Here is a 21,105-nt window from a genome sequence, read left to right on the forward strand (position 1 = left end):
GATCACGGCGCCGCCCCGCCCCCGGCGGCGAGCGCCGGCGCCACCGTGGTCCGCTGAAGGCCGCCGGCCGCGCGAGGCTTCGCCATCGTCGCCGCCGGGGTCCCCAGCGACTCTGCGCCAGCAGATCGCTGGGGGAGCGCTTCGGCCGTGGCCTCAACGGCCACCGAGCCGCCCCGCGCGGGCAGCGCGACGCCACCGGCCTGGACGCCGCCCCGCCGGGGCTCGGCCGGCGGGCGCGCCGGCACCTGGCCGCTGGCGCGCAGCACCAGGCCGAGCACGGCGCCGAGCAGGCTGACGAGGCCGAGCATGAGGAAGGCCGCCGTGTAGCCCGCGTCGCGGGGCAGCAGGGCACCGGCCGGCGTGAAGCCGGCGAGCAACGAGGCGGCCAGCGCGCTGCCCATCGAGCCTCCCACCACCCGCATGGCCTGGTTGAAGCTGGTGGCGCTGCCGGTCTCGGCCAGCGGCACGTGCGTGATGATAAGCGTCGGCATGGCGGCGAAGGCAGTACCGATGCCGGCGCCGAGCAGACCCGTGGCGACCGCGACCTCGACGAGGTGCCCGCGCCAGCCGGCCAGCCCCAGGCTCGCGACCGCGACCACCAGGCCGCCGAGCGTCAGCACGGCCGCCGTGCCGAAGCGGCGGTCGACGACCCGCGCCACCCTGGTCGCGACCAGCGTCCCCACCGACACCGGCATGATCATCAGGCCGGCCAGCAGGACCCCGCCGCCGAAGCCGTACCCGGCGGACAGCGGCGTCTCGATCAGCCTGATCACCAGCGACACCGTGCCGAACATCCCGAAGCCCATGAAGACGGCGGCGCCGTTGCTGACCATCACCGGCAGTGGGCTGAGGTAACGCAGATCGACGAGCGGTGCGCGGCTGGTCCGCTCGACGGCCAGCCAGCCGGCCGCGAGCACCACCCCGCCGGCGAACAGGCCCAGCACCGGCGCCGACCCCCAGCCCCAGCGCGGCGCCTGGCTGAACCCGATCAGCACCGCGCCGAGCGTCAGCCCGATCAGCGCCGCGCCGGGGACGTCGAACGGCCGGCGCCGCGCCTGCCCGGAGGCGAGCAGCCGGGTGGCGGCGCCGGCGCGCGGCACCGCGACGGCGATCAGGGCGATCGCGGCGGCGGTCAGCAGGGCGGCCAGCCAGAAGGCGTAGCGGTAGTCGACGCGGTCGGCGATCGTCCCCGTGAGCGGGTAGCCCAGGCCCGTGCCGCTGGCTACGCTCACCGACAGCACGGCGACGACGCGGACGCCGCTCGCCTTCGGCAGGCATTCACGCGCGGTCGCGAACGTCAGCGGCATGAGACCGAGGCCGATGCCCATCAGCGCCCGGCCGGCGACCAGCTGCGGGAAGTTCCACGCCGTCGCCGCGACGACCGCGCCGGCGAGCACCGAGCCGAGACCGCCCATGAGCACGCCCTTGCGGCACGGCCCGTCGCCGAGCCGGCCGAGCGTCGGCCCGGCGACCGCGCCGACGAGCAGGGTGACGGTGAGGATCCACTGCGCGGCGACGAACGACACATGGTGCTCGCGCACGACCAGCGGGATGAGCGGCGTTCCCAGCGTCCCGATCAGCGAGACGACCAGGCCGGTGTAGACCAGCGTCGCCACCAGGAGACGCGGCCGGGCGGCCACTCCCGCCTCGCTGGTTCCCGCCTCGCTGGTTCCCGCCTCGCCCGTTCGGGTCCTGCTCGTTCCCGCTTCGGCGTCTCCCGCCGTGGCCGTCCCAGTGGTGCTCTTCCCCGCCGCCGCACCCGTGGACCTGTCACCCACGCCCATCTCGCCGCTCCCGTCCCGCCGTGTCACCCTCGTCCGGCAATGTCACCCGGCGATGTCATCGTACGATGACATCGCTCGGCGACCTACCGGACCGATGCGCCGCCGGACCGGCGCGGCCGTCAGCGCGGCGGCAGCGCGGGAAGACGCGCGAGGAAGTCGCCGAGACGGCCGGCGAAGACGTCGTTGTCGTCCCCGGCGACCATGTGGCCGGCGCCGGTGACGTCGACATACTCGGCGTGCGGGATGAGCGCCAGCAGCTCGGCGGCGCCCTCCTCGCTGACGATGTCGGACTGCTTGCCGCGCACCAGCAGGACCGGGACACGGATCGAGCGGGCCGCGTCGCGCAGCCGGTCGCTCTGGATCGCCCGCTCCGCCTCGGCGAGGAAATCCTCCGAGGCCACGTCGGCGCCCCCGGAAGCGCCGGGGCCGTCGGCCTCGAGGACGTCGTGGCCGAGCTCGCGGCGGGCCTCCTCGCGGATCTTCATGAACGCCGGGTCCCAGTGCCAGTGCCAGCGGCCGTCGCGCAGCCGCAGGTTCTTCTTCAGGCCCTCCTGGCTCGGCGGCCGCTTGCGGTTCGGGTTGTAGGCGGCGATCGCCTCGGCGGCCTCCTCCAGGTCCGCGAACCCGTTCGGCGCCGACGTCATGAACTCGAAGATGTGTTTGATGCCCGCCGGCTCGATGCGCGGGGTGATGTCGACGAGGACCAGCGCCCGGCCGAGCCCCGGGTCGCGCGCCTGCGCGACGAGGGCGGTGATTCCGCCCATCGACGCGCCGACGAGGATGGGCGGCTCGCCGAGCTGGCGCACGATCTCGCCCAGGTCGTCGGCCATGGCGACGTGGCTGTAGTCCTGCTCCGGATCCCAGTCGCTGTCGCCGTGGCCGCGGGCGTCCAGCGCGATGGCGGTCCAGCCGAGCTCGGCCATCCGCTCGCCGGTGCGCCGCCACGAGTGGCGGGTCTGCCCACCGCCGTGCATCAGCAGCACGACCCCGTGGCTGTCACCCGCCGGCGGGTCCCACCGGTCCCCCGCGAGCCGCAGCCCGGCCACCTCGAAACTGCTCGCCTTTGCCAGAAGCCTCCGGTCGCGCGAGGCTTCGCCATCGTCGCGCGACCTTCGGCCATGCTGCTGGACGCTCACAGCCACCCCTTTTTCGCCCCTGTGTCGCCACGGGCCGCGGCATGCCACGGACGGGCGGCCGCGCCGCCCGACATCTCAGCAAACCACGTCATCCCTCGGTGACATCCGCCGATGTCACCCGGGGATGACGTGTGGGCAGGCTCACGGCCGGCTAGATACGGTCACGTGACCGGTCGGGTATCTCCGCCTGACCAGACTCGAGGAGGCGCGGCCACGATGGATCTTGGCGGAGTCGGCATCTGGAACTCCCAGCTGCGCTATGGCGCCCCGGGCCCGGCCGCCGAGGCCGCGGCCGAGATCGACGAGCTCGGCTACCAGGCGATCTGGATCCCGGACGCGGGTGGGCCGGTGTTCGACGCGCTGGAGAACCTGCTCGGGGCGACGCACCGCGCCGTCGTCGCCACCGGGATCCTCAACCTCTGGATGCACGAGCCTGCCGACGTCGCCGCCTCGCGGGCCGCGCTCGCCGACAAGTTCGGCGGCCGGCTGCTGCTCGGGATCGGCGTGAGCCACGCGCCGCTCGTCGACCAGAAGGAGCCCGGCCGCTACCAGGCGCCGCTGCGCGCGACGACGGCCTTCCTCGACGCCATCGACGCCGCCACCCCGCCGGTGCCGGTCGCCGACCGGGTGCTCGCCGCCCTCGGCCCGAAGATGCTCGAGCTCGCCCGTACCCGGGCCCGCGGCGCGCACCCGTATCTGGTCAGCCCGGAGCACACGGCGATCGCGCGCGAGGCGCTGGGAGCCGGGCCGCTGCTGGCGCCGGAACAGACTGTCGTCCTGACCGACGACCGGGTCGCCGGCCTGGAGATCGCCCGGCCGTTCCTGACCGGCTACCTGCAGCTGCCGAACTACGCGAACAACCTGCGCCGGCTCGGGTTCACCGATGACGACCTGTTCTCCGTCACCGACCGCCTCGTCGACGCCACGATCGTCATCGGCGACGAGGCCGCGATCGCCCAGCGGGTCGCCGACCACCGCGCCGCCGGCGCCGACCACGTCTGCGTCCAGGTCCTCACCGCCGACAACACCCTCCCCCGCGACGAATGGCGCCGTCTGGCCCCCGCTCTGCTCACCTAGCGGGGGCCGCTGGCGGGCGCGCCGTCGTCGCCTGAACGGGCCGGTTGCCGGTTGTCCGGCCTTGGCCAGTTCCGGGGCGCGGGTGCGGCGCGCTACCGTTGCGGCGGGAGGTGGCTTCTGGTGACCGGGCAGACCACTGAGGGTGCACAGGGCAGGCCCAGCTGGGATGTCCCGGTGGAGTTGCTGGTCGTCCTCGGCCCGGGCACCGGAGTTCCCGCGGCGCCAGCCGGCACCGAGAGCCCGGTGCCGGGAACCACGGCCCCGCCTCCCACCCGGCCGCTGACGGCGCTCGACGCTCTGCGCCAGCTCGTGTCGGTGACCCTGGACTGCCCGCCGCGGCTGGCGCTGGTCCCGCTGCCACCCCAGGCCGCCGGCCGGATCGCCGAGCAGCCCTACGTCGTCGGCGTCTACACCGAGGCCCCGCCGCCGGCCGTCGCCGCCACCCTGGGCCCGGGCGAGCGGCTCTTCGTCGATGCCTGGCTGCTGCGCGTCGAGGACCGCGCCTACCGCCGCAAGCGTCACCGCCACGGCGATCGTCTCCCCTGGGACGCCCCCGGCCACGAGCCCCCCGACCCGCCAGGCTCGGCCGTTCCCGCCTAAAACCCCATGGATGGAACCGTCAAGCGGTAAGCGGTACCCAACCACCCGTGGTGACGGCGCATCAGCGCTGCGCCCGGGGTCCCTGCCAGAGCGGCGGAGCCGATCTGGGAGGTCTGCCAGCCACCTCGCTGACTTGCAACCAGGTCAACCACCGTCATACGCCTCGCCCCGGAACCACGTGGGAGGGCGCTCAGCGCCCGACAGACATCCCATGGGCTCGGATGTCCAGCCACAGCAAGTGACGGCGCATTGGCGCAATACCCACCCAGCCACCTCGTCAGCCCGGTCCCAGCCATACCACCGCGATATGCCAGGGCCCGGAACCACGCGAGGAGGGCGCCCAGCGCCCGACACGGGGCGAGCGCGTACAGCGCCTCGCCCCGATAGGCGGCGCCCGGTGGCGGGCGCGGAGCGTCCGGCCACGGGACCGCTTACTCGTCGGCGAGGGAGCCCGTGGGCAGGTGGCTGACGTCGTTGAAGGCGTGCAGGACGGCGGGGCCGTCGGAGTACCAGGCGATCGTCGTCAGTGACGCCAGGTCCAGGTGCAGCCGGTAGAAGACGGCGGGCCCGGCCGCGAGCGCCAGCGACGCGGCCGACTTGATCGGCCCCATGTGGGTGACGACGAGCAGCCGCCCGCCGGGGAAGGCCGCGCGGTGGGCCGCGAGCGCGGCGTCCACCCGCTCGATCGTCGCCGCGAGGCTCTCCCCGCCGGGCGGCGGGACGGCCGGGTCGGCGAGCCAGGCGGACAGCCCGCCCGGGTCGCGCTCGCGCGCCTCGGCGAACGTCAGCCCCTCCCAGGCGCCGAAGTCGGTCTCCCGCAGCTGTTCGTCGACGACGAACGCGACCTCGTCGCGGCCTGGCGCCGGGACCAGGCCGGCGTACGCCGCCTCGGCTGTCTGGCGGGCGCGCTTGAGTGGCGACGAGATCACCGCGTCGAACGCCTCGCCGCGCAGCCGCTCGGCCGCGGCGGCGGCCTGGGCGTGGCCGACCTCGGTCAGCGGCGCGTCGACCGTCCCGCCGAAACGCTTCTCAATCGAGACGGGGGTCTGCCCGTGGCGCAGCAGCACGGTCCAGGTCGCGGGCGCCGGCGGCGCCACCCAGCCCGACAGCCGCCGGGTCGTCGGCGCGGGCACGGGCGTGGGGTCCGGAGACTGGCCGGCCAAAGCGCTCCCCCAGCGATCTGCTGGCGCAGAGTCGCTGGGGACCCCGGCGGCGACACTGGCGGAGCCTCGCGCGGCCGGAGGCCCCAGGGGCGGAGTGGTCGAGGGCTCCCAGACGCGGCCGGCGGCAGCCGCGTCCATCGCCTCGTTCGCGAGCCGGTCGGCGTCCTTGTTGCGCTCCCGGGGGATCCAGCGGTAGCGGACCGATGACGGCCGGGCCGTGGCGAGCCCAGCGGCCTCGGCGGCCAGCGGCCGCATCGACGGGTGCTTGATCTTCCAGCGGCCACTCATCTGCTCGACGACGAGCTTGGAGTCCATCCGGACCTCGAGCTCGGCGTCCGGGGCTACCTCGGCGGCGGCCCGCAGGCCGGCGATCAGGCCCTGGTACTCGGCGACGTTGTTCGTCGCGACGCCGATCGCGCCGGCCCGCTCGGCGAGCAGCGCGCCGCTGTCGGCGTCGCGGACCACCGCGCCGTAGCCGGCCGGGCCAGGGTTGCCCCGCGACCCGCCGTCGGCCTCGATCACGACCCGCGCGCTCGTCACCGCCCCCACCGCCACTACAGCCCTGACTCGGCGGTCCGGACGAGAATGCGCCGGCACTCCTCGCAGCGCACCACCTCGTCGGCCGGGCTCGACGCGAGCGTCCGCAGGTCGGCGCCGGAGAGCTCCAGGTGACAGCCCTCGCAGCGGCGGCGCACCAGCTTCGCCGCGCCCACGCCGTTCGACGTCGACCGGATCCGCTCGTAGAGGGTCACCAGCGGGGCCGGCAGCGCCGGGGCGAGCGTCTCGCGCTCCCGGCGGGTCCCGGCGGCCTGGGCGTCGATCTCGGCGAACGCCTCGTCGCGGCGGGCCGCCGAGCTGTCCAGCTCGGCCTGGACCCGGTCGCGCTCGGCGACGAGCTTCGCCAGCCGCGCGTCGAGTTCCTCGGCCGCCTCCATCTTCTCCAGCGCCTCGTCCTCCAGCACCCCCTGCCGGCGGGCAAGCGAGGCCAGCTCCGACTGCAGGTTCTCCAGCTCACGGGCGTTGCTGACCTGGCCGGCGTCCAGGCGGCGGCGGTCGCGGTCGGCGCGGGAACGCACCAGGTCGATCTCGTCGTCGAGCTTGCGCTGCGCGCGGGCGAGGTCGGAGATCTCGGTCTCGACCCGGACGATGTCGGCGCGCAGCGAGTCGACGACCTTGGTGCGCTCGGCGATGACGGCGAGCTCGGGCAGGTCGCGGCGTCGGGCCGCCAGCCGGTCCAGGCCCGAGTCGAGGGTCTGTAGGTCGAGGAGACGGAGCTGGGTGGCTGGGTCGGCCTTCATGGTCTCCTCGCGGCGAGCTTCGCGGGTCGGGCAGGGACAGGTGCGGGGCGGGGCGGCTAGGGCGTCACGGGTCGCGTGCCCTGGGGGACGTGCAGCCGCCACGGGTCGGTGACGAGCGTCGACACCGACGTGACCACGGTACGGCCGGTGGCGGACAAAGCAGCGACAAGCCGCTCGGCCGCGTAGGCGAGCCAGGGCCACTCGCTCGCCCAGTGGGCGACGTCGACGATCGCGACGCCGTGCGCCGCGACCGCGTCGAGCACGTGGTGATGGCGCCCGTCGGCGGTGAGGAAGGCGTCCGCGCCGGCGGCGGCGGCCGCGGCGGCGAGCTCCCCGCCGGAGCCGCCGCAGACCGCGACCCGGCGCACCGGCCGGTCCGGGTCGCCGGTGGCCCGCACGCCGCCGGCGGTCGCCGGCAGCGCGGCCCCGACCCGGGCGCAGAACGCCGACAGCGGCTCGGCCGCGGCCAGGTCGCCGAGCCGGCCGAGCCCCGGGTTGCCCCGGCCCTCGGCGAGCGGGCGAACGTCGGTGAGGCCGAGCGCGGCGGCCAGCGCGTCGTTGACGCCGGCACAGGCCACATCGGCATTCGTGTGGGCGGTGAACAGCGCGGCCCCGCCGCGGATGAGGCTGGTGGCGACCCGCCCGCCCGCGGTCGTCGCCGCGACGCCGTGCACGCCGCGCAGGAACAGCGGGTGGTGGGTGACGAGCAGGCCCGCGCCGAGCGCCACCGCCTCGGCGGCCACCTCGACGGTCGGGTCGACGGCGAAGTGGACGTGGCCCACGTGCGCGTCCGGCTCGCCGACGGACAGGCCCACGGCGTCCCACGACTCGGCGAACCCGGGCGGGTAGGCGTCCTCGAGCGCGGCGACGCAGTCAGCGACGGTCACGCCGCCGGCCGTCACATCGCCGGGGGTGACGGCGGCGCCGGCGTCCCCGAGGGCAGCCGTCCCGGCGGCCTGGGCGGGGCGGCCCACGGGGCTTGAGGTGACCACGTTGGTAGCGCCCGTGTCGTCACCCGTCGTGTCCACGTGGTTGTTCATCAGCGCGACCCTACCGGGGGGCGGATACCGCAAATCGCAACGCCGTAAGTTCACTTGCGGTGCGGACTGTCCGGGCCGAACGAGGCGCATCGTCTGTTTCTTCGCGCCACGGACGGCTCCACGCTTCACGCAAGCGGGCTGGGCAGTCTGCGACCCAGAACGTCCACGACGAAGGGAAAGGCCACATGGCCGACGTGTCGGTGCGCTTCCAGGTCGCCGGTGACTCCGAGATCGTGCTCAACCTGGCCACCGGGCAGGCGGTGCGCCTGGTCGAGGCGATCATGCGCAAGGTGTCCGAGGCCATGAGCGCGCAGGCCGCCGCGCAGGGCGGGGCCGGGGCGATGCCGCCGGCAATGCCCATGCAGATGCCGGGCTGGCCGGACATGACGTCCGGGCCCTCCACCGGCGGTGGGCCGCAGCACCGTCTCCCGCCCGCCTGACCAGCTCGGCCGGGCCGGGCCCGGTCCGCGCGGGCACGGCGGGACCGCCATCGGCGGGACCGCCATCGGCGGGACCGCCATCGGCGGGACCGCCATCGGCGAGATCGCCATCGGCGGGACGGCCGTTCCCCGGCACCCGGTCAAAAGCCGGGCCACGACGGCGGGTTTGGCAACAACCTGCCACGCCCCGGGACGACCGCGGTGGCACGTCTCCCGGCTGTCGATAACTGCCGAGTAGGGCGAAAGTGCCCGTCCGGCACGGAGGGCACGATACAAATCCCGACAGCAGTCCACAGCACTCCCCACTGCTCATCCACGAGAGGACAAAGGATCGACTATGGCGGGGGATGTTCCGGCCGACGAGCGGGTGTTGATCGCGCCCGGCGCCACCGGGTCTTCTGGGGTGGGCGGAGCCGGCCTGCGGGTGGCACCTGACGATCAGCCGGCCACGCCGGCCATCGGCTCCGCCGCCGAGCCCACGGGCGCGGACCCAGCGGCCGCCGCCGCCGTCGCCGCCGGGGAACGCGTCCTGCACCGCTACGGGCGGGTCCAGGTCCTCGGCGCGTTCGGCGTTCCTGGCGCCGGCGGGCAGCCGGCGGCCGCGGAGCGGGCGACACCGCGGGCCGCGGCCACGACGGACGACCACGACCGTGCCGCCCTCGGCTCGACCGACGGGTCGGTCGTCGCGACGACGGGCCTCGCCGCCGGGCTGGACCGGACCGAGACCCTCGGCCTTGAGGCGTTCCGGCTGCGCGCGAGCGCCGCCTACCGGCGAGGCAAGCAGGAGCGCCCGCGTGACGGGCAGCTGTGGGACATGGAGTACGCCTGCACCGACATCGCGCCTCCCCGGGGGGCAGCCGCGCGCGTCCGCCCACCGGCCACGCCCACGGGCGACGCGGGCGGCGCGGGCAAAGACACCGCGGACGCCCCGGGGCCGAGTGCCCTGGCCGTCGCGGACCTGCCGGCGCACGTCGCGCCCATACAGGTGCACGCCGCGGCCGTGGCCGCGGAGGTCGCGTCCCGCTCCGCCGGCGCCACGATCGCCCCCGACGGCACCTCCACCGCTGGCGAGGTGGGCGCCGCGCCCCTGAGCTCCTACCTGGAGGGCAGCGTCGCCGTCGGCCTGGTCCTCGTCGAGGGGCCCACCGCCGATCTGCAGTTCACCGCGGCCGAGCGGACGAAGGTCGTCGCCGAGGCGCAGAACGGCCTGTCCTGGCTCGCGGCCGCCAACCCGGCCGCCGACGTCACGTTCAGCTACGACATCCAGATCGTCCGGCTCGGCCAGGCCGCCGACCCGTCCCAGGACGACCTGGAGGCCTACTGGCGCGACCCGACGATGGCCAAGCTCGGCTACCAGGCGAACTTCGACGGCGTCTACGACTACGCCGACGAGGTCCGCGGCCAGCTCGGCACCCGCTGGGGCTACGTCATGTTCGTCACCAAGTACCCGGTGCGCTACTTCGCCTACGCGGCCATCGGCGGGCCGCGGCTGGTGCTGACGTATGACAACGACGGCTGGGGCCCGGACAACCTCGACCGGGTGGTCGCCCACGAGTCGTGCCACATCTTCGGCGCGGTCGACGAGTACGCCTCGTCGGGCTGCGACTGCGGCGGGGCATGGGGCCGGTTCGGGGTCGTCAACGGCAACTGCGACGCCTGCGCCGCCGCCCCGGTCGACTGCCTGATGCGCGGCAACACGTTCAACTTCTGCCGGTACACCCCGGCGCACGTCGGCTGGGGCCGGGGCGCCACCGGCAATCCGCTCCTCATCCAGGCCAGGGGCCTGGGGCAACTCGGCAACTTCGAGCTGCTCTCCGCCTCGTCGTTCTCGGGCCTCACCCACCGGTGGGAGAACTTCGACCAGCCGGGCTTCCCCTGGGAGGACCCGTTCCAGACCGCGCAGGTGCTCGGCCGCCTCGACGCGGTGTCGATGGTCCAGAGCACCCTGCAGGCACCGGGGCCGCTGGAGACCGTCGTGCGGGTCGGTGCCGACCTGCACTTCCTGTGGCGGGACAGCACCGGCACGTTCGTCTGGTCGAAGCCCGCCCGGATCGCCACCGGCGCCGCCGGCACGCACTCGCTGGTGCAGAGCCGCTACGGCTCCCGGGGCAACTTCGAGATGCTCTTCCCGTCGACCGGCGTCGGCCTGATGCACATGTGGCGCAACCACGACGTCTTCGGCTTCCCCTGGAGCAACCCGCGCCAGGTCCTGCCGGAACTCGGTCACGCCGACGCCGTCAGCCTCATCCAGGGCAGCCGGGGCGGCGGCGTCGGCAGCCTGGAGGCGGTCGTGCGGGTTGGCAGCCGGCTGCTCCACATCTGGCGCGACCAGACCTCCGCGGCGGCCTGGCACATCACGGTCGCCTTCGCCGACGGCGTAGCCGGCAACCCGGTGATGATCGAGAGCGTGTTCGGGTCGTCACGCAACTTCGAGGTCGTCGTGCCGGGCGCGAACAGCGGGCTGATCCACTACTGGCGGAACAACAGCGCCTTCGCCACCCCGTGGAGCGGCCCGCGCCCGTTCGCGACGAACCTCGGCCGTATCGACGCGGTGACGATGATCCAGAGCACCTTCCAGGGCCACCTGGAGGTCGTCGCCCGCGTCGGCGACCGCCTCCACCAGATGTTCCGCGACGCCTCGGGGAACTGGTTCCCCGCCAGCCGCATCGCATAACCGGTGGCGGGCGGGGGCGCTCCGCGCGCCCGCCTCACGTGCCGTTGTCGAGGGTGGTGGCGATGGTGTCGAGGAGGGCTTCCAGGTCCTTGAGGGGGCTGCAGGCGGAGCGGGGGCGGGGGCCCGGGAGGGCGGCGAGGACCCGCATCTCGGTGACGAGGCGGGTCAGGCCGTCGGTCTCGGCGAACGCCGGGTCGCTGATACTGGGGCGCAGCGCCGCCTCGTGGGCGCGCCAGATCACGGCGCGGCCGTCGAGGCGGATCCGCTCGCCGCTGGCGCGCCGCACGTCGTCGGCCTTGCGCGGCACCCAGGAGAACAGGTCCGACAGGCGGTGGTGGGAGAAGCCGGAGAACGGCTCGAACGACACCCGGTCGGTGCGCGCCATCGGCTCGGGGAACAGGTCGATCGCGTCGCGGTGCAGCTCGCCGCCCTTGCTCTTGTGGTACGGCTCCAGGTAGACGACCCTGGCCAGGCCCGAGGCGATGATGTTGCGGGTGCACTCGTGGCAGGGCAGCGTCGTGCTGTAGAGGGTGCCGCCCTCGATCGAGATGCCGCGGCGGGCGGCGGAGGTGATCGCCACCATCTCGGCGTGGGTGGTGCGGCCGTACTCGATGACGTCGAACAGGTCCGCGTCGCGGATGTTCTCGTCGTTGATGGCGAGCTCGGTGAGTTCGGCGACGGTGCGCCGGCGCAGCTCCGGGGTGAACCAGCCGGCGCGCAGCCGGGCGAGCAGGTCGGCGAGGATCTGCGCCCGGATGCCGTCGGAGGCGTCCAGGCCGGCCATGAACTCGCGCCCGTCCGGCTGGCTCTCGGTGTGGTAGTAGCCGCCGCCAGCCTTCGGCACCTCGTTCGCGCCGACCGCGACGATCTGCTCGTCCACCATGATCGCTGTGCCGACGCGGCGGGCCAGCACCGCCGTCGTGAGCGAGCCGCGGTAGGCGGCGGCCATGCCCAGCTCGTCCATCGTCAGCGTATGGAACGGGTGGCTGTGGATGCACTCGACCAGGCGGCGCACGTGCCGGCGGGTCTGCGTCGGGTCGTCGCAGCGGACGAACAGGTCGCAGCGCTCCAGCGCCGCCGACGACGACAGCCGCAGCCCGCGCGGGACCGGGGGTGAGGTGAGGCTGGTCGCCAGGCCGAAGTCGCGGTCGACGGCATGGGTCGCGGCCCGCTCGGCGTCGGTCGCGGCGAGCCCGGCGCTACGCTCGAACAGCTGCGCGAGCATCCTGGCCCGCTCCGGGCGCGGCGCGTCGCAGGCGATGAAGAAGGCGCGCCGGCCGTAGACCTGGCGCAGCGTCTCCACCTCGGCCTTGTGGGTCAGGCTGTCCAGGACGAACGCGCGGGGGCGGATGTGGTCGATGCCGTCGCCGCCGCGGATCTCGTGGATCTCGCGCACCCCGACGAGTGCGACCGCGTCGGCCCGGCCCAGCCGCGCCCGCAGCTGGTCGCCCGCGTCCATCAGCAGCTCGCGCCGCGTCGGCTCGTCCGCCGGCAGGTCCACCGGCCCCGGCCGGCCGGCCAGTCCCGCTGGTCCCGCTGGTCCCGCTGGCTTCGCCGCTCCGGGCGACTCCGCCGGGCCGTGCGGCTCGGCCGTCCCGGCGGGCCCTCTGGCCGCCGACGGTTCCCTCATCGCGGGCGGCGCCGCCGGCGCGGATGGTTCCGCGCGCGCGGCCTCGCCGGGAGCGACGCCCGCGGCGACGGGCCGCCCGGTGTCGTCGCCGGGTTCCATCGGCGCGAGCAGGGCGTCCAGGTCGATCCGGAAGACCAGGTAGTTCGCGGCCGCGAGCGCGGCGTGCAGCTCCTGGAGCACCGGCGCCGTCTCCGTGCCGACGGTCCGCACGATCCCGAACACCAGCTCCGGTGTACGCAGATGCTCGGCAAGCCCGATCCGGCACCCGCCCTCGTCGTCCGCCATGGTCTCCTTGCCGGCTCGCCATCCCCACCGGACGGTGTCTCCCCCACCACCCTGTCAGCGCCCCTGCCGCGGTCGCAACGCGGCCCGGTAGCCACTCCCAGGTGTCTCCGTCCGCTGTCGCCGCCACGGCCGGGTGTGGGGCGCTGGTTGGGTGTGAGGGCCCTGGGCAGTTCCTCTTCGGGGCCGGCGCCCCGATGTGCTCCGGCTCCGCGAGAGCGGGAGGTCGCCATGGAGGTCGAGCGGACACCGGTCGAGGTGCTGTTCACGTGCCGTCACTGCCAGTTGGAGTGGCGGCAGGGCTACGAGGTGGTCCGGTGGACCGGCTACGAGGGCGACCTCCTGGAGACCTACTTCCGCCGGGGGGTGCCGGTGCCGCCGCCGATGCTGGGCCAGCGCTGCCCGCAGTGCGGCAGCCTGAATGTCTCCTGGGCGGACGTCTCGGGCCTGCCACGTCGCGCCACGCGGCCCGTCCAACCTGTCGTCAGCTCCCACTGGTCCACGCCCGAGCCGAAGCCAGCCACCCTCCGGTTCTTCACTCGCGCCGCCCACCAGCGCGAGCCGCTGACCCGCCGCTTCCCGTAGCCCGCCGCCCTGACCGCCAGGGACTCCGAAGACCCGGGCGGTGGCACCTCCGGCGGCCACCGGACCGGCAGTAGGTGAATACTCCCCAAACCGGGGCATAAGACACGGCGGACGCCTCGACCCGAGACAGCCCGACGGACAAGGCCAGGGGCAGGGCGTCCGGACCCGCGCGGTGGGACCATGGGGCGAAGGGGACGGAGGCGGCGAGTGTGACGGACGAACCGACGGGAACGGACGAGGCGACCGGCGATCAGGACGGCGGGCCGGCGACCGAGCGGCTGGCGCTGTTCCCGCTCGGAACGGTGCTGCTGCCCGGGCTACTGCTGCCGCTGCAGATCTTCGAGCCCCGCTACCGGGAGCTGGTCGGCGACCTGCTCGACCTGCCCGAGGACACGCCGCGCGCGTTCGGCGTCGTCGCGATCCGGCACGGCCGCGAGGTCGGCCCGCAGCGCCCCGAGCTCTACGACGTCGGCTGTGCGGCGGTGCTGCGCCGGGCCCAGCGGCTCCCGGACGGCCGCTACTCGCTGATGACCGTCGGGGAGCGCCGCTTCACGATCCGCTCGGTCGACGTCGAGAGCCGGCCCTACCTGATCGGCGAGGTGGTCTACCTGGCCGACGAGGCCGGCGACGCCGAGGCCGCGGTCGCGCTGGTGCCGGCGGTACAGGGCCTGCTGCGCGAGTACACCGCCAGGCTGGCCGAGAAGAAGGCGCTGGAGATCCGCCTGCCCGACCTGCCCGACGAGCCGGCGGCGCTGTCCTACCTGGTCGCCGCCGCGGTCGTGCCGGACATCGCGCACCGGCAGGAACTGCTCGAGGCCCCGGACGCGGCGAGCCGGCTGCGTGCCGAGCAGGCCATGCTGCGCCGCGAGCTCGCCCTGCTGACCACGATCACCACGGTCAGCTCCCCCGGCCTCGCCCGCATCCCGCCCAGCCTGAACTGACGGCACCAAGGTCAGGAGGTTCCGAGGATCTGGCGGGTGAGGGTGGCGCGGTCGAGCTTGTGGACGGCGGTGAGGGGCAGGTCGGCGGCCAGGCGCAGGTCCTCGGGGAGCTTGTAGCGCGCCACGAGGCCGGAGAGGTGGTCACGCAGCTCGGCGAGCGTCGGCGGGCGGGCGCCGTCGCGGGGGACGACGACGGCGACGCCGATCTCGCCCATCACCGGGTCGGGCCGGGGCACGACGGCGCACTGGGCGACGGCGGGGTGGGTGCCGAGCGCGGCCTCCACCTCGGCCGGGTAGACGTTGTAGCCGCCGCGGATGAACATCTCCTTGCGCCGGCCGACCAGCCGGACCAGGCCCCGCTCGTCCATCCGGCCCAGGTCGCCGGTGCGGATCCAGCCGCCGACGACCGTCGCCGCCGTCGCCGCCGGGTCGCGCCAGTAGCCGGCGAACGCGCTCGGGGTGCGCAGCCACAGCTCGCCGACGTCACCGGTGCCGGCCAGGTGGCCATCGTCGTCACGGATCTCGCAGGCGATGCCGGGACGCGGCCGGCCGATCGTGAACAGCGCCTCCTCGTCGTCGGCGTCCGGCGCGGTGCCCAGGCCGCAGCCCCCCGACTCGGTGGAGGAGTAGCGGACGCTGTATGGGGCGCCGAGCCGGCGGCGGGCCTCCTCGACGAGCGCCGGCGGCGACGCCGCCGCTCCCGCGATGATCAGCCCGACGGCACTCAGGTCGAAGCTGTCGAAGTCCGGGACGCGTAACAGCAGCGCGAGCTGCGGGGCGACGGCGTTGACGGTCGTCATCCGGTGCTCGGCGAGCATCGCCAGGGTGTCGCGGGCCCGCCAGCGGCCCTGGATGTGCATGCGATGGCCGCGCTGGAGGTACCAGGGCAGCTTTGTCATGAACCCGACGTGGGCGAACTGGGTGGTCGCCATCGTCGCCTCACCGGGCCGGTCCGCCCAGACGCCGCCGGTGTCGATCCGGGTGACGGCACGCAGCTGCCGCTCGGTGAAGACGGCCGCCTTGGGCAGGCCGGTGGTACCGGAGGTGAACACGATCGCGACCGGGCGGCTCTCGTCGGCCGGCAACGGACCGGGCACGGCCGCCGAACCGGCCTCGAGCACCGCCGAGCCGTAGGCAGCCAGCTCGTCGACCTCCGCGCCGTCCGTGAGCACGACGGCCGGGTCGGCGAGCCCGGCGAGCCGTTCCTGCTCGGGCGGGGCGAGCACCGGGTTCACCCCGGCGGTGACCGCGCCAAGTTTCGCGGCGGCGGCGTAGGCGAGCACGTAGCGGCTTGTCGAGGCGATCCGCAGGACCAGCCGGTCGCCGGCGCCCAGCCCGCGGGCCGCGAGCCCGGCCGCGACCGCGTCCGAACCGGTGTCCAGCGCCGCGAACGAGAGCCGGGTTCCGTCCGGGTCGACGAACGCCACCGCGTCCCCGAACCGCCGAGCCGCCTCCCGCACCGTCTCCGCCAGCATGAACCAGAACGTATCCAATCTGCATGTCACGGGCCGCGGTCGGCGACCGGGCCGATCCGTCGCTGGTTTCGTGGGAGATGCCAGCATGCCGGCGGCAACTACCACTGGTGGTAGCCGCGGGTGGCTGTCCGGCCGAGGCCCGGGGATACGGCAGGCTGGTGCGTGGGCAGCCTGCTCGTGGTAGGTCATATGCGGTTTGATGGGGGTTACGGGCCGCCCGGACCTGCCAGATCGGCTCCGCAAGCTCCGCCGATCCGGCAGGAACCCCGGGCAGCGCCGCGTCGGCGCTCCTGCACCGGCGGGATCACCACTGCGGGATCACCACTGAAGGAGGGTCATCATGCGGGTCGTAGTCGACTGGGACGTCTGCGAGAGCAACGCGATCTGTGTCGGGCTGGTGCCGTCGGTGTTCGAGCTGGACGACAACGAGTACCTGTCGGTCGTCGAGGAGCCCGACGAGTCGCTGCGTCCGGACCTGGAGAAGGCCGTGCGCTCCTGCCCGAAGCAGGCCATCAAGCTCGTCGACTAAGGCGGTCCCGCGGCCGGGCGGAGCGCCGGATGGACCGGCGCGGCCCGGCCGCCTCGTCGATGAGCGGTAGCCGACCCCACCTCGTCAGCCCGAATCCAGCCCGACCACCGTCATGTACATCGACCCGGAACCAGCCGGGAAGGGCGCTCCGCGCCCGACAGGCGGGCGCAGCGGCGGGCGCGGAGCGTCCGGCCGCGCGCCCGCCGCACCCGCGAGATTGGTAGGAGACGGTCATGACCGATCACGTGCAGACCGAGGCAGCCGGCGGGGTGCTGACCGTCCGGATCAACCGGCCGGACAAGCGCAACGCGATCACGCAGGACATGTACCAGGCGCTCGGCGACGCGCTGGTCGGCGCGGAGGCCGACGAGTCCGTCCGGGTCGTGCTCTTCACCGGCAGCGGCGGCGCGTTCACCGCCGGCAACGAACTGGCCGACATCGCCGAACACGACGTCCTCGAGCCGAGCGGCCCGACCGCCCGCTTCATCCGGGCGCTCATCGACACGACGAAGGTGCTGGTCGCCGAGGTCGACGGCGCGGCGATCGGCATCGGCACGACCATGCTGCTGCACTGCGACCTGGTGTACGCGACGGCGCGGTCGAAGTTCGGGATGCCGTTCGTCAACCTAGGGGTGGTGCCGGAGGCGGCGTCGTCGGTGCTGCTGCCGCGGGTCACCGGGCCGCAGCGGGCGGCGAGGCTGCTGCTGTTCGGGGATGTCTTCAGCGCGCAGGAGGGGCTGGAGGCCGGGATCATCACCGAGGTGCTGCCGGACGCCGGCGCGCTGCGGGCGCGGGTCGCCGACCGGGTCGAGGCGCTGCTCGCCCGCCCCGCGGGCGCGCTCGCGGCGGTCCGCAAGCTGCTGCACGGCGAGACGACGATCGCCGAGCTGCACGCGGCCGCGGCACTGGAGGGCGAGGTCTTCACCCGCACCTCCAGGTCCCCCGAGGCCCAGGCCGCCATCGCCAGGCTCACCAAGCGGTAAGGGCCTTCCCCACCACTTCTGGCCGATGTCCGGCTGTCCTTCCCACCGTTGCTCGCCGCGTTCCGCCACGAACCGCGCGCACTCGGTCAGACTGAGTGGCGAACGACCCGGATCGGCAGCGGAAACGACGACAGCGGGGGGAGGTTGCATGGTCGAGCGCCGGGTAGGGCGTCCGCCCCGGATGGACCGGGCGACGATCGCCAGGGCCGCCGGCGAGATCGGCATCGACCAGGTCAGCCTACGCTCGGTGGCCGAACGGCTCGGCGTGAGCGTCCCCGGGCTCTACCACTACGTGCGGGGCCGCGACGACCTGCTGCGCCTGGCCGCCGAGGAGTCCGCGGCGATGATCGCGCTGCCGATCGACCGAGGACAGCACTGGTCGCTGTGGCTGCTGGAGTGGGCGGACGTCATCCGGCGCACCTTCGTCGAGTCGCCCGCGCTGCTGGCCCAGGTCATGAGCGGCGCCTTCGGGCTGGACCGGATGGTCGACGCGCTGGAGGCCGTGATCGCGGCGCTGGTGCGCCGGGGATTCGGCGCGTGCGAGGCCTTCGAGGCCTACATCCTTGTGACACAGTGCGCGATGGGCGCCGCGGTCATCGAGAGCCGCCACCGGGAGTCCGATGTGTCCAACCATCCGGTCGCGCTGGACTACCAGCGGGTGTTCGCCCAGCGCGACCCGTCGGACCTGGGGCACCTGCGCGCGATGCTCGCCGACGGCCCGCCGCCCGCGTCGAGGCCGACCGATCAGTTCACCACAGTGCTCGCCGGCATCGCCGCCCGCCGCGGCGACGACTGGCGCGACATCGTCACCCAACTCGACCAGCACCTCCAGCTCCACCAGCACCTCCAGCACCTCCAGGAGTGACCTGGCGCACGGGGCCGCTCGGATAGCGTGGTTCGGGCGCCGCGTCCCGGGCACACCGGACGACGTGACTCGGATGCTTCCTCCCCAACGCCAGCCGGATGCGCCGCGTCGCTCCGCCGGCAGGTTCGCCGCGTTCACCGGCGCGGCGCCGGCCCGAAGCCCGTTGCGGCTGCGGGCCGCGCTCGCGTTCTTCGGGCTGGTGTTCTGTGGTGTCGTCGCGGGGCTGTTCGCCGCCGCCGGCTGGACGGTGCCCGCCATCCTGCTCTGCGTCGTCGGGGCCACCGCCCTGGCGGACATGGCCGTGATCATCCATCGGATGCGACGGCATCGTCGTTCACGTCCGCCGGGCTTCGGCCCGGCCACCCGGCCCGGGAACCGTACCCGCAGCGGAAGTTACCCACGGTAGCAGTGTCTCTTCTTTCTGATGACTCATAAGGTCTTCTACCAGGAAGCCGCGGGGAACCGGCCGCAGACCGGGCCCACATTCCGCCGCACATCAGGACCGTGACCAGCGGCGATGTGAAGGCACGCCCAAAACTGTTGACCTTGCTCCTCTCGCGCTCTTACCTTCGTGCTCCCACTATCTGATGGGCCATCAGATCTGGCCCTCGGAGCACGGAGGAGACCGCGATGGGACGACGGCGCGACGACCGGGGCGGCGCGGGGTCTGGCGGCGGCAGTGAGGACGCGGACGGCGCCGGCTTAGCCGGCCTGGCCCGCCCGGCCTGGCCGGCCAGGCCGGGCGCGGGCGGCGGTGTGGCGATTCCGGACGGCGGTGCCATGGCCGCCGAGGGCGGCGGGACCCGGCGCACGGTCCTGGCGGGGGCGCTCGGTGCGGCGGCGGTGACCGCCGTCGGCTGGACGCCGGTCGCGCGGGTGGCCGTGGCCCACGCCGACCCGCCGGCGCCGCCGAACTTCCCGGCGTCGATCCCGCTGTACCGGCAGACATTCCAGAACTGGTCGCGGGAGATCAACGTCACCGGCGTGTGGACCTGCGCGCCGGCGACGCCCGCGGACGTGGTGACCCTCGCCAACTGGGCGCGGGCGAACAACTACAAGATCCGTCCCCGCGGCATGGCGCACGGCTGGTCACCACTGAGCGTCGCCGTCGGGTCGTCCGGCAACAACGTCATCTTCGTCGACACCACCCAGCACCTCACCGCCGTCACGATCACCGGGCCGTCCGGGTCGACCCCGGCGACCGTCCGGGCGCAGACCGGCGTGACGATGGACAGCCTGCTCACCCAGCTGCAGGCCGCTGGCTACGGCCTGACCGCCACCCCCGCTCCCGGTGACCTCACCGTCGGCGGCGTGCTCGCGATCGACGCGCACGGCACCGCCGTCCCCGCCAGTGGCGAGACCCGGGTCCCCGGCACCACCTACGGGTCGCTGTCGAACCTGATCACGTCACTGACGGCCGTCGTCTGGGACTCCGCCACCAGTCAGTACGTGCTGCGCACGTTCAGCCGGTCCGATGCGGCGTCGAAGGCGTTCCTGGCACACCTGGGCCGCGCTTTCCTCACCGAGGTGACGCTGCAGGTCGGCGCCAACCAGCGGCTGCGCTGCCAGAGCTGGTTCAACGTTCCCTGGACGGAGCTGTTCGCGACGCAGGGCTCCAGCGGGCGCACGTTCGCCAGCTACGTCAACTCCGCCGGCCGGGTCGAGGCGATCTGGTTCCCGTTCACCGACACCCCGTGGCTGAAGGTGTGGAGCCGCAGCCCGAACAAGCCACTGCTGTCGCGGCAGGTCTCCAGCCCCTACAACTACTCGTTCTCCGACAGCCTGCCGTCGTCGATCACCGACCTGGTCGGCCAGATCTCGGCCGGCCATCCCGAGCTCGCCCCGACGCTCGGCGGGACGCAGATCGCCGTCGTCGGCGCAGGCCTGATCACCACCTCGACCTGGGACATATGGGGCTGGTCGAAGGACCTGCTCCTCTATGTCCGGCCGACGACGCTGCGCGTCACCGCCAACGGCTACGCGATCCTGACCAGCCGGTCGAACATCCAGCGCGTCATCAACGAGTTCTGCACGTACTACAACAACAAGCTGAACACGTACCGGAACAACGGCCAGTACCCGATGAACGGGCCCGTCGAGATCCGGGTCACCGGGCTCGACGCCGCCGGCGACGTCGGCGTCCCGAGCGCCGGTTCGCCGCAGCTGTCCGCGCTGCGGCCACGGCCCGACCATCCGGAATGGGACGTCGCGGTCTGGCTGGACATTCTCACCGTGCCCGGTACGCCGTACGCGAACCAGTTCTACCGTGAGGTCGAGGCCTGGGTCTTCTCGAACTATTCCGGCAGCTATGCCTCGGCCCGGGTGGAATGGTCCAAGGGCTGGGGCTACACGAACAGCGCCGCATGGGCCGACAGCACCGCCATCGGCACGACGGTGCCGAACTCGCTGCGGACCGGCCAGCCGGGCGGGGACAACTTCGACACGGCGGTCGCGACCCTGAACACCTACGACCCGAACCGCGTCTTCTCCAGCCCCCTGCTCGACGCCCTTCTGCCCTGAGCCAGCCGCCGTGACGGACGCGCCGCGTCCGTCATGGCGAACGCCGTATCGTGGCCCGAGACGACCATGGTGTCCGGCGCGGC

Annotated in this window: 18 protein-coding genes; 11 read left to right on the forward strand and 7 right to left on the reverse strand. The window is 73.8% G+C overall.

Features of this window, described 5'->3' with window-relative positions; translation table 11 throughout:
- Window positions 1-2 precede the first annotated feature (2 nt).
- Together QOZ89_RS28210 and QOZ89_RS28215 are read right to left on the reverse strand one after the other, a co-directional pair.
- Window positions 3-1,778 (reverse strand): MFS transporter, encoded by a 1,776-nt coding sequence (locus QOZ89_RS28210; protein ID WP_312626447.1) that lies wholly within the window; start codon window positions 1,776-1,778, stop codon window positions 3-5.
- A gap of 125 nt (window positions 1,779-1,903) precedes the next feature.
- Entirely contained in the window at window positions 1,904-2,830 is a 927-nt protein-coding gene (locus QOZ89_RS28215; RefSeq protein WP_241842250.1) for an alpha/beta fold hydrolase, read from the reverse strand.
- 306 nt (window positions 2,831-3,136) lie between these two features.
- Here QOZ89_RS28215 and QOZ89_RS28220 point away from each other — a divergent pair, with 306 nt between their 5' ends.
- Both QOZ89_RS28220 and QOZ89_RS28225 read left to right on the forward strand, forming a co-directional pair.
- Window positions 3,137-3,997, forward strand: coding sequence for an LLM class F420-dependent oxidoreductase (locus QOZ89_RS28220; protein WP_071052785.1), 861 nt, complete (start codon window positions 3,137-3,139; stop codon window positions 3,995-3,997).
- 120 nt (window positions 3,998-4,117) lie between these two features.
- A complete protein-coding gene (locus QOZ89_RS28225; RefSeq protein ID WP_071052784.1) occupies window positions 4,118-4,597 on the forward strand; it encodes a hypothetical protein in 480 nt (159 codons plus the stop codon).
- Between the two features lie 431 nt (window positions 4,598-5,028).
- Here QOZ89_RS28225 and QOZ89_RS28230 read toward each other — a convergent pair whose 3' ends face one another.
- Genes QOZ89_RS28230 through QOZ89_RS28240 form a run of 3 tightly spaced genes read right to left on the reverse strand, consistent with a single transcriptional unit; the run spans window position 5,029 to window position 7,960 of the window.
- The gene (locus QOZ89_RS28230) at window positions 5,029-6,300 is read right to left on the reverse strand and encodes a bifunctional RNase H/acid phosphatase (protein ID WP_071052825.1); all 1,272 of its coding nucleotides are present in this window, start codon (window positions 6,298-6,300) and stop codon (window positions 5,029-5,031) included.
- A 14-nt stretch (window positions 6,301-6,314) separates the two neighbouring features.
- The gene (locus QOZ89_RS28235; protein ID WP_071052783.1) at window positions 6,315-7,058 is read right to left on the reverse strand and encodes a zinc ribbon domain-containing protein; all 744 of its coding nucleotides are present in this window, start codon (window positions 7,056-7,058) and stop codon (window positions 6,315-6,317) included.
- A gap of 56 nt (window positions 7,059-7,114) precedes the next feature.
- Complete coding sequence (locus tag QOZ89_RS28240; RefSeq protein ID WP_071052824.1) at window positions 7,115-7,960, reverse strand: Nif3-like dinuclear metal center hexameric protein; 846 nt, start codon at window positions 7,958-7,960, stop codon at window positions 7,115-7,117.
- Window positions 7,961-8,283: 323 nt separating this feature from the next.
- Here QOZ89_RS28240 and QOZ89_RS28245 point away from each other — a divergent pair, with 323 nt between their 5' ends.
- Both QOZ89_RS28245 and QOZ89_RS28250 read left to right on the forward strand, forming a co-directional pair.
- Window positions 8,284-8,538 (forward strand): hypothetical protein, encoded by a 255-nt coding sequence (locus tag QOZ89_RS28245; protein ID WP_071052782.1) that lies wholly within the window; start codon window positions 8,284-8,286, stop codon window positions 8,536-8,538.
- A 337-nt stretch (window positions 8,539-8,875) separates the two neighbouring features.
- Window positions 8,876-11,212: a DUF8189 domain-containing protein gene (locus QOZ89_RS28250; RefSeq protein ID WP_312626452.1), complete on the forward strand. Its 2,337-nt coding sequence runs from the start codon at window positions 8,876-8,878 to the stop codon at window positions 11,210-11,212.
- A 34-nt stretch (window positions 11,213-11,246) separates the two neighbouring features.
- On the opposite strand, the gene QOZ89_RS28255 is transcribed toward QOZ89_RS28250, so the two are convergent.
- Window positions 11,247-13,127, reverse strand: coding sequence for a deaminase (locus QOZ89_RS28255; RefSeq protein ID WP_312626454.1), 1,881 nt, complete (start codon window positions 13,125-13,127; stop codon window positions 11,247-11,249).
- A 228-nt stretch (window positions 13,128-13,355) separates the two neighbouring features.
- Here QOZ89_RS28255 and QOZ89_RS28260 point away from each other — a divergent pair, with 228 nt between their 5' ends.
- Window positions 13,356-13,709, forward strand: coding sequence for a hypothetical protein (locus QOZ89_RS28260; protein ID WP_071052780.1), 354 nt, complete (start codon window positions 13,356-13,358; stop codon window positions 13,707-13,709).
- 209 nt (window positions 13,710-13,918) lie between these two features.
- Window positions 13,919-14,650, forward strand: coding sequence for an LON peptidase substrate-binding domain-containing protein (locus QOZ89_RS28265; RefSeq protein ID WP_312626456.1), 732 nt, complete (start codon window positions 13,919-13,921; stop codon window positions 14,648-14,650).
- Between the two features lie 11 nt (window positions 14,651-14,661).
- Here QOZ89_RS28265 and QOZ89_RS28270 read toward each other — a convergent pair whose 3' ends face one another.
- Window positions 14,662-16,125 (reverse strand): class I adenylate-forming enzyme family protein, encoded by a 1,464-nt coding sequence (locus QOZ89_RS28270; protein WP_071052822.1) that lies wholly within the window; start codon window positions 16,123-16,125, stop codon window positions 14,662-14,664.
- Between the two features lie 340 nt (window positions 16,126-16,465).
- Between QOZ89_RS28270 and QOZ89_RS28275 the strand changes: the two genes are divergently transcribed.
- The 5 genes from QOZ89_RS28275 to QOZ89_RS28295 all read left to right on the forward strand — a co-directional run bounded on the left by QOZ89_RS28275 (window position 16,466) and on the right by QOZ89_RS28295 (window position 21,022).
- Complete coding sequence (locus QOZ89_RS28275) at window positions 16,466-16,654, forward strand: ferredoxin (RefSeq protein ID WP_071052779.1); 189 nt, start codon at window positions 16,466-16,468, stop codon at window positions 16,652-16,654.
- Window positions 16,655-16,887: 233 nt separating this feature from the next.
- The gene (locus tag QOZ89_RS28280) at window positions 16,888-17,637 is read left to right on the forward strand and encodes an enoyl-CoA hydratase-related protein (RefSeq protein ID WP_071052778.1); all 750 of its coding nucleotides are present in this window, start codon (window positions 16,888-16,890) and stop codon (window positions 17,635-17,637) included.
- A gap of 148 nt (window positions 17,638-17,785) precedes the next feature.
- Window positions 17,786-18,502: a TetR/AcrR family transcriptional regulator gene (locus tag QOZ89_RS28285; protein ID WP_198543528.1), complete on the forward strand. Its 717-nt coding sequence runs from the start codon at window positions 17,786-17,788 to the stop codon at window positions 18,500-18,502.
- Between the two features lie 73 nt (window positions 18,503-18,575).
- Complete coding sequence (locus QOZ89_RS28290; protein WP_241842249.1) at window positions 18,576-18,908, forward strand: DUF6343 family protein; 333 nt, start codon at window positions 18,576-18,578, stop codon at window positions 18,906-18,908.
- A gap of 224 nt (window positions 18,909-19,132) precedes the next feature.
- The gene (locus tag QOZ89_RS28295) at window positions 19,133-21,022 is read left to right on the forward strand and encodes a cholesterol oxidase substrate-binding domain-containing protein (protein ID WP_083419692.1); all 1,890 of its coding nucleotides are present in this window, start codon (window positions 19,133-19,135) and stop codon (window positions 21,020-21,022) included.
- Window positions 21,023-21,105 lie beyond the last annotated feature (83 nt).

Source organism: Pseudofrankia coriaricola (genome assembly GCF_032027725.1).
Taxonomy (GTDB): domain Bacteria; phylum Actinomycetota; class Actinomycetes; order Frankiales; family Frankiaceae; genus Pseudofrankia.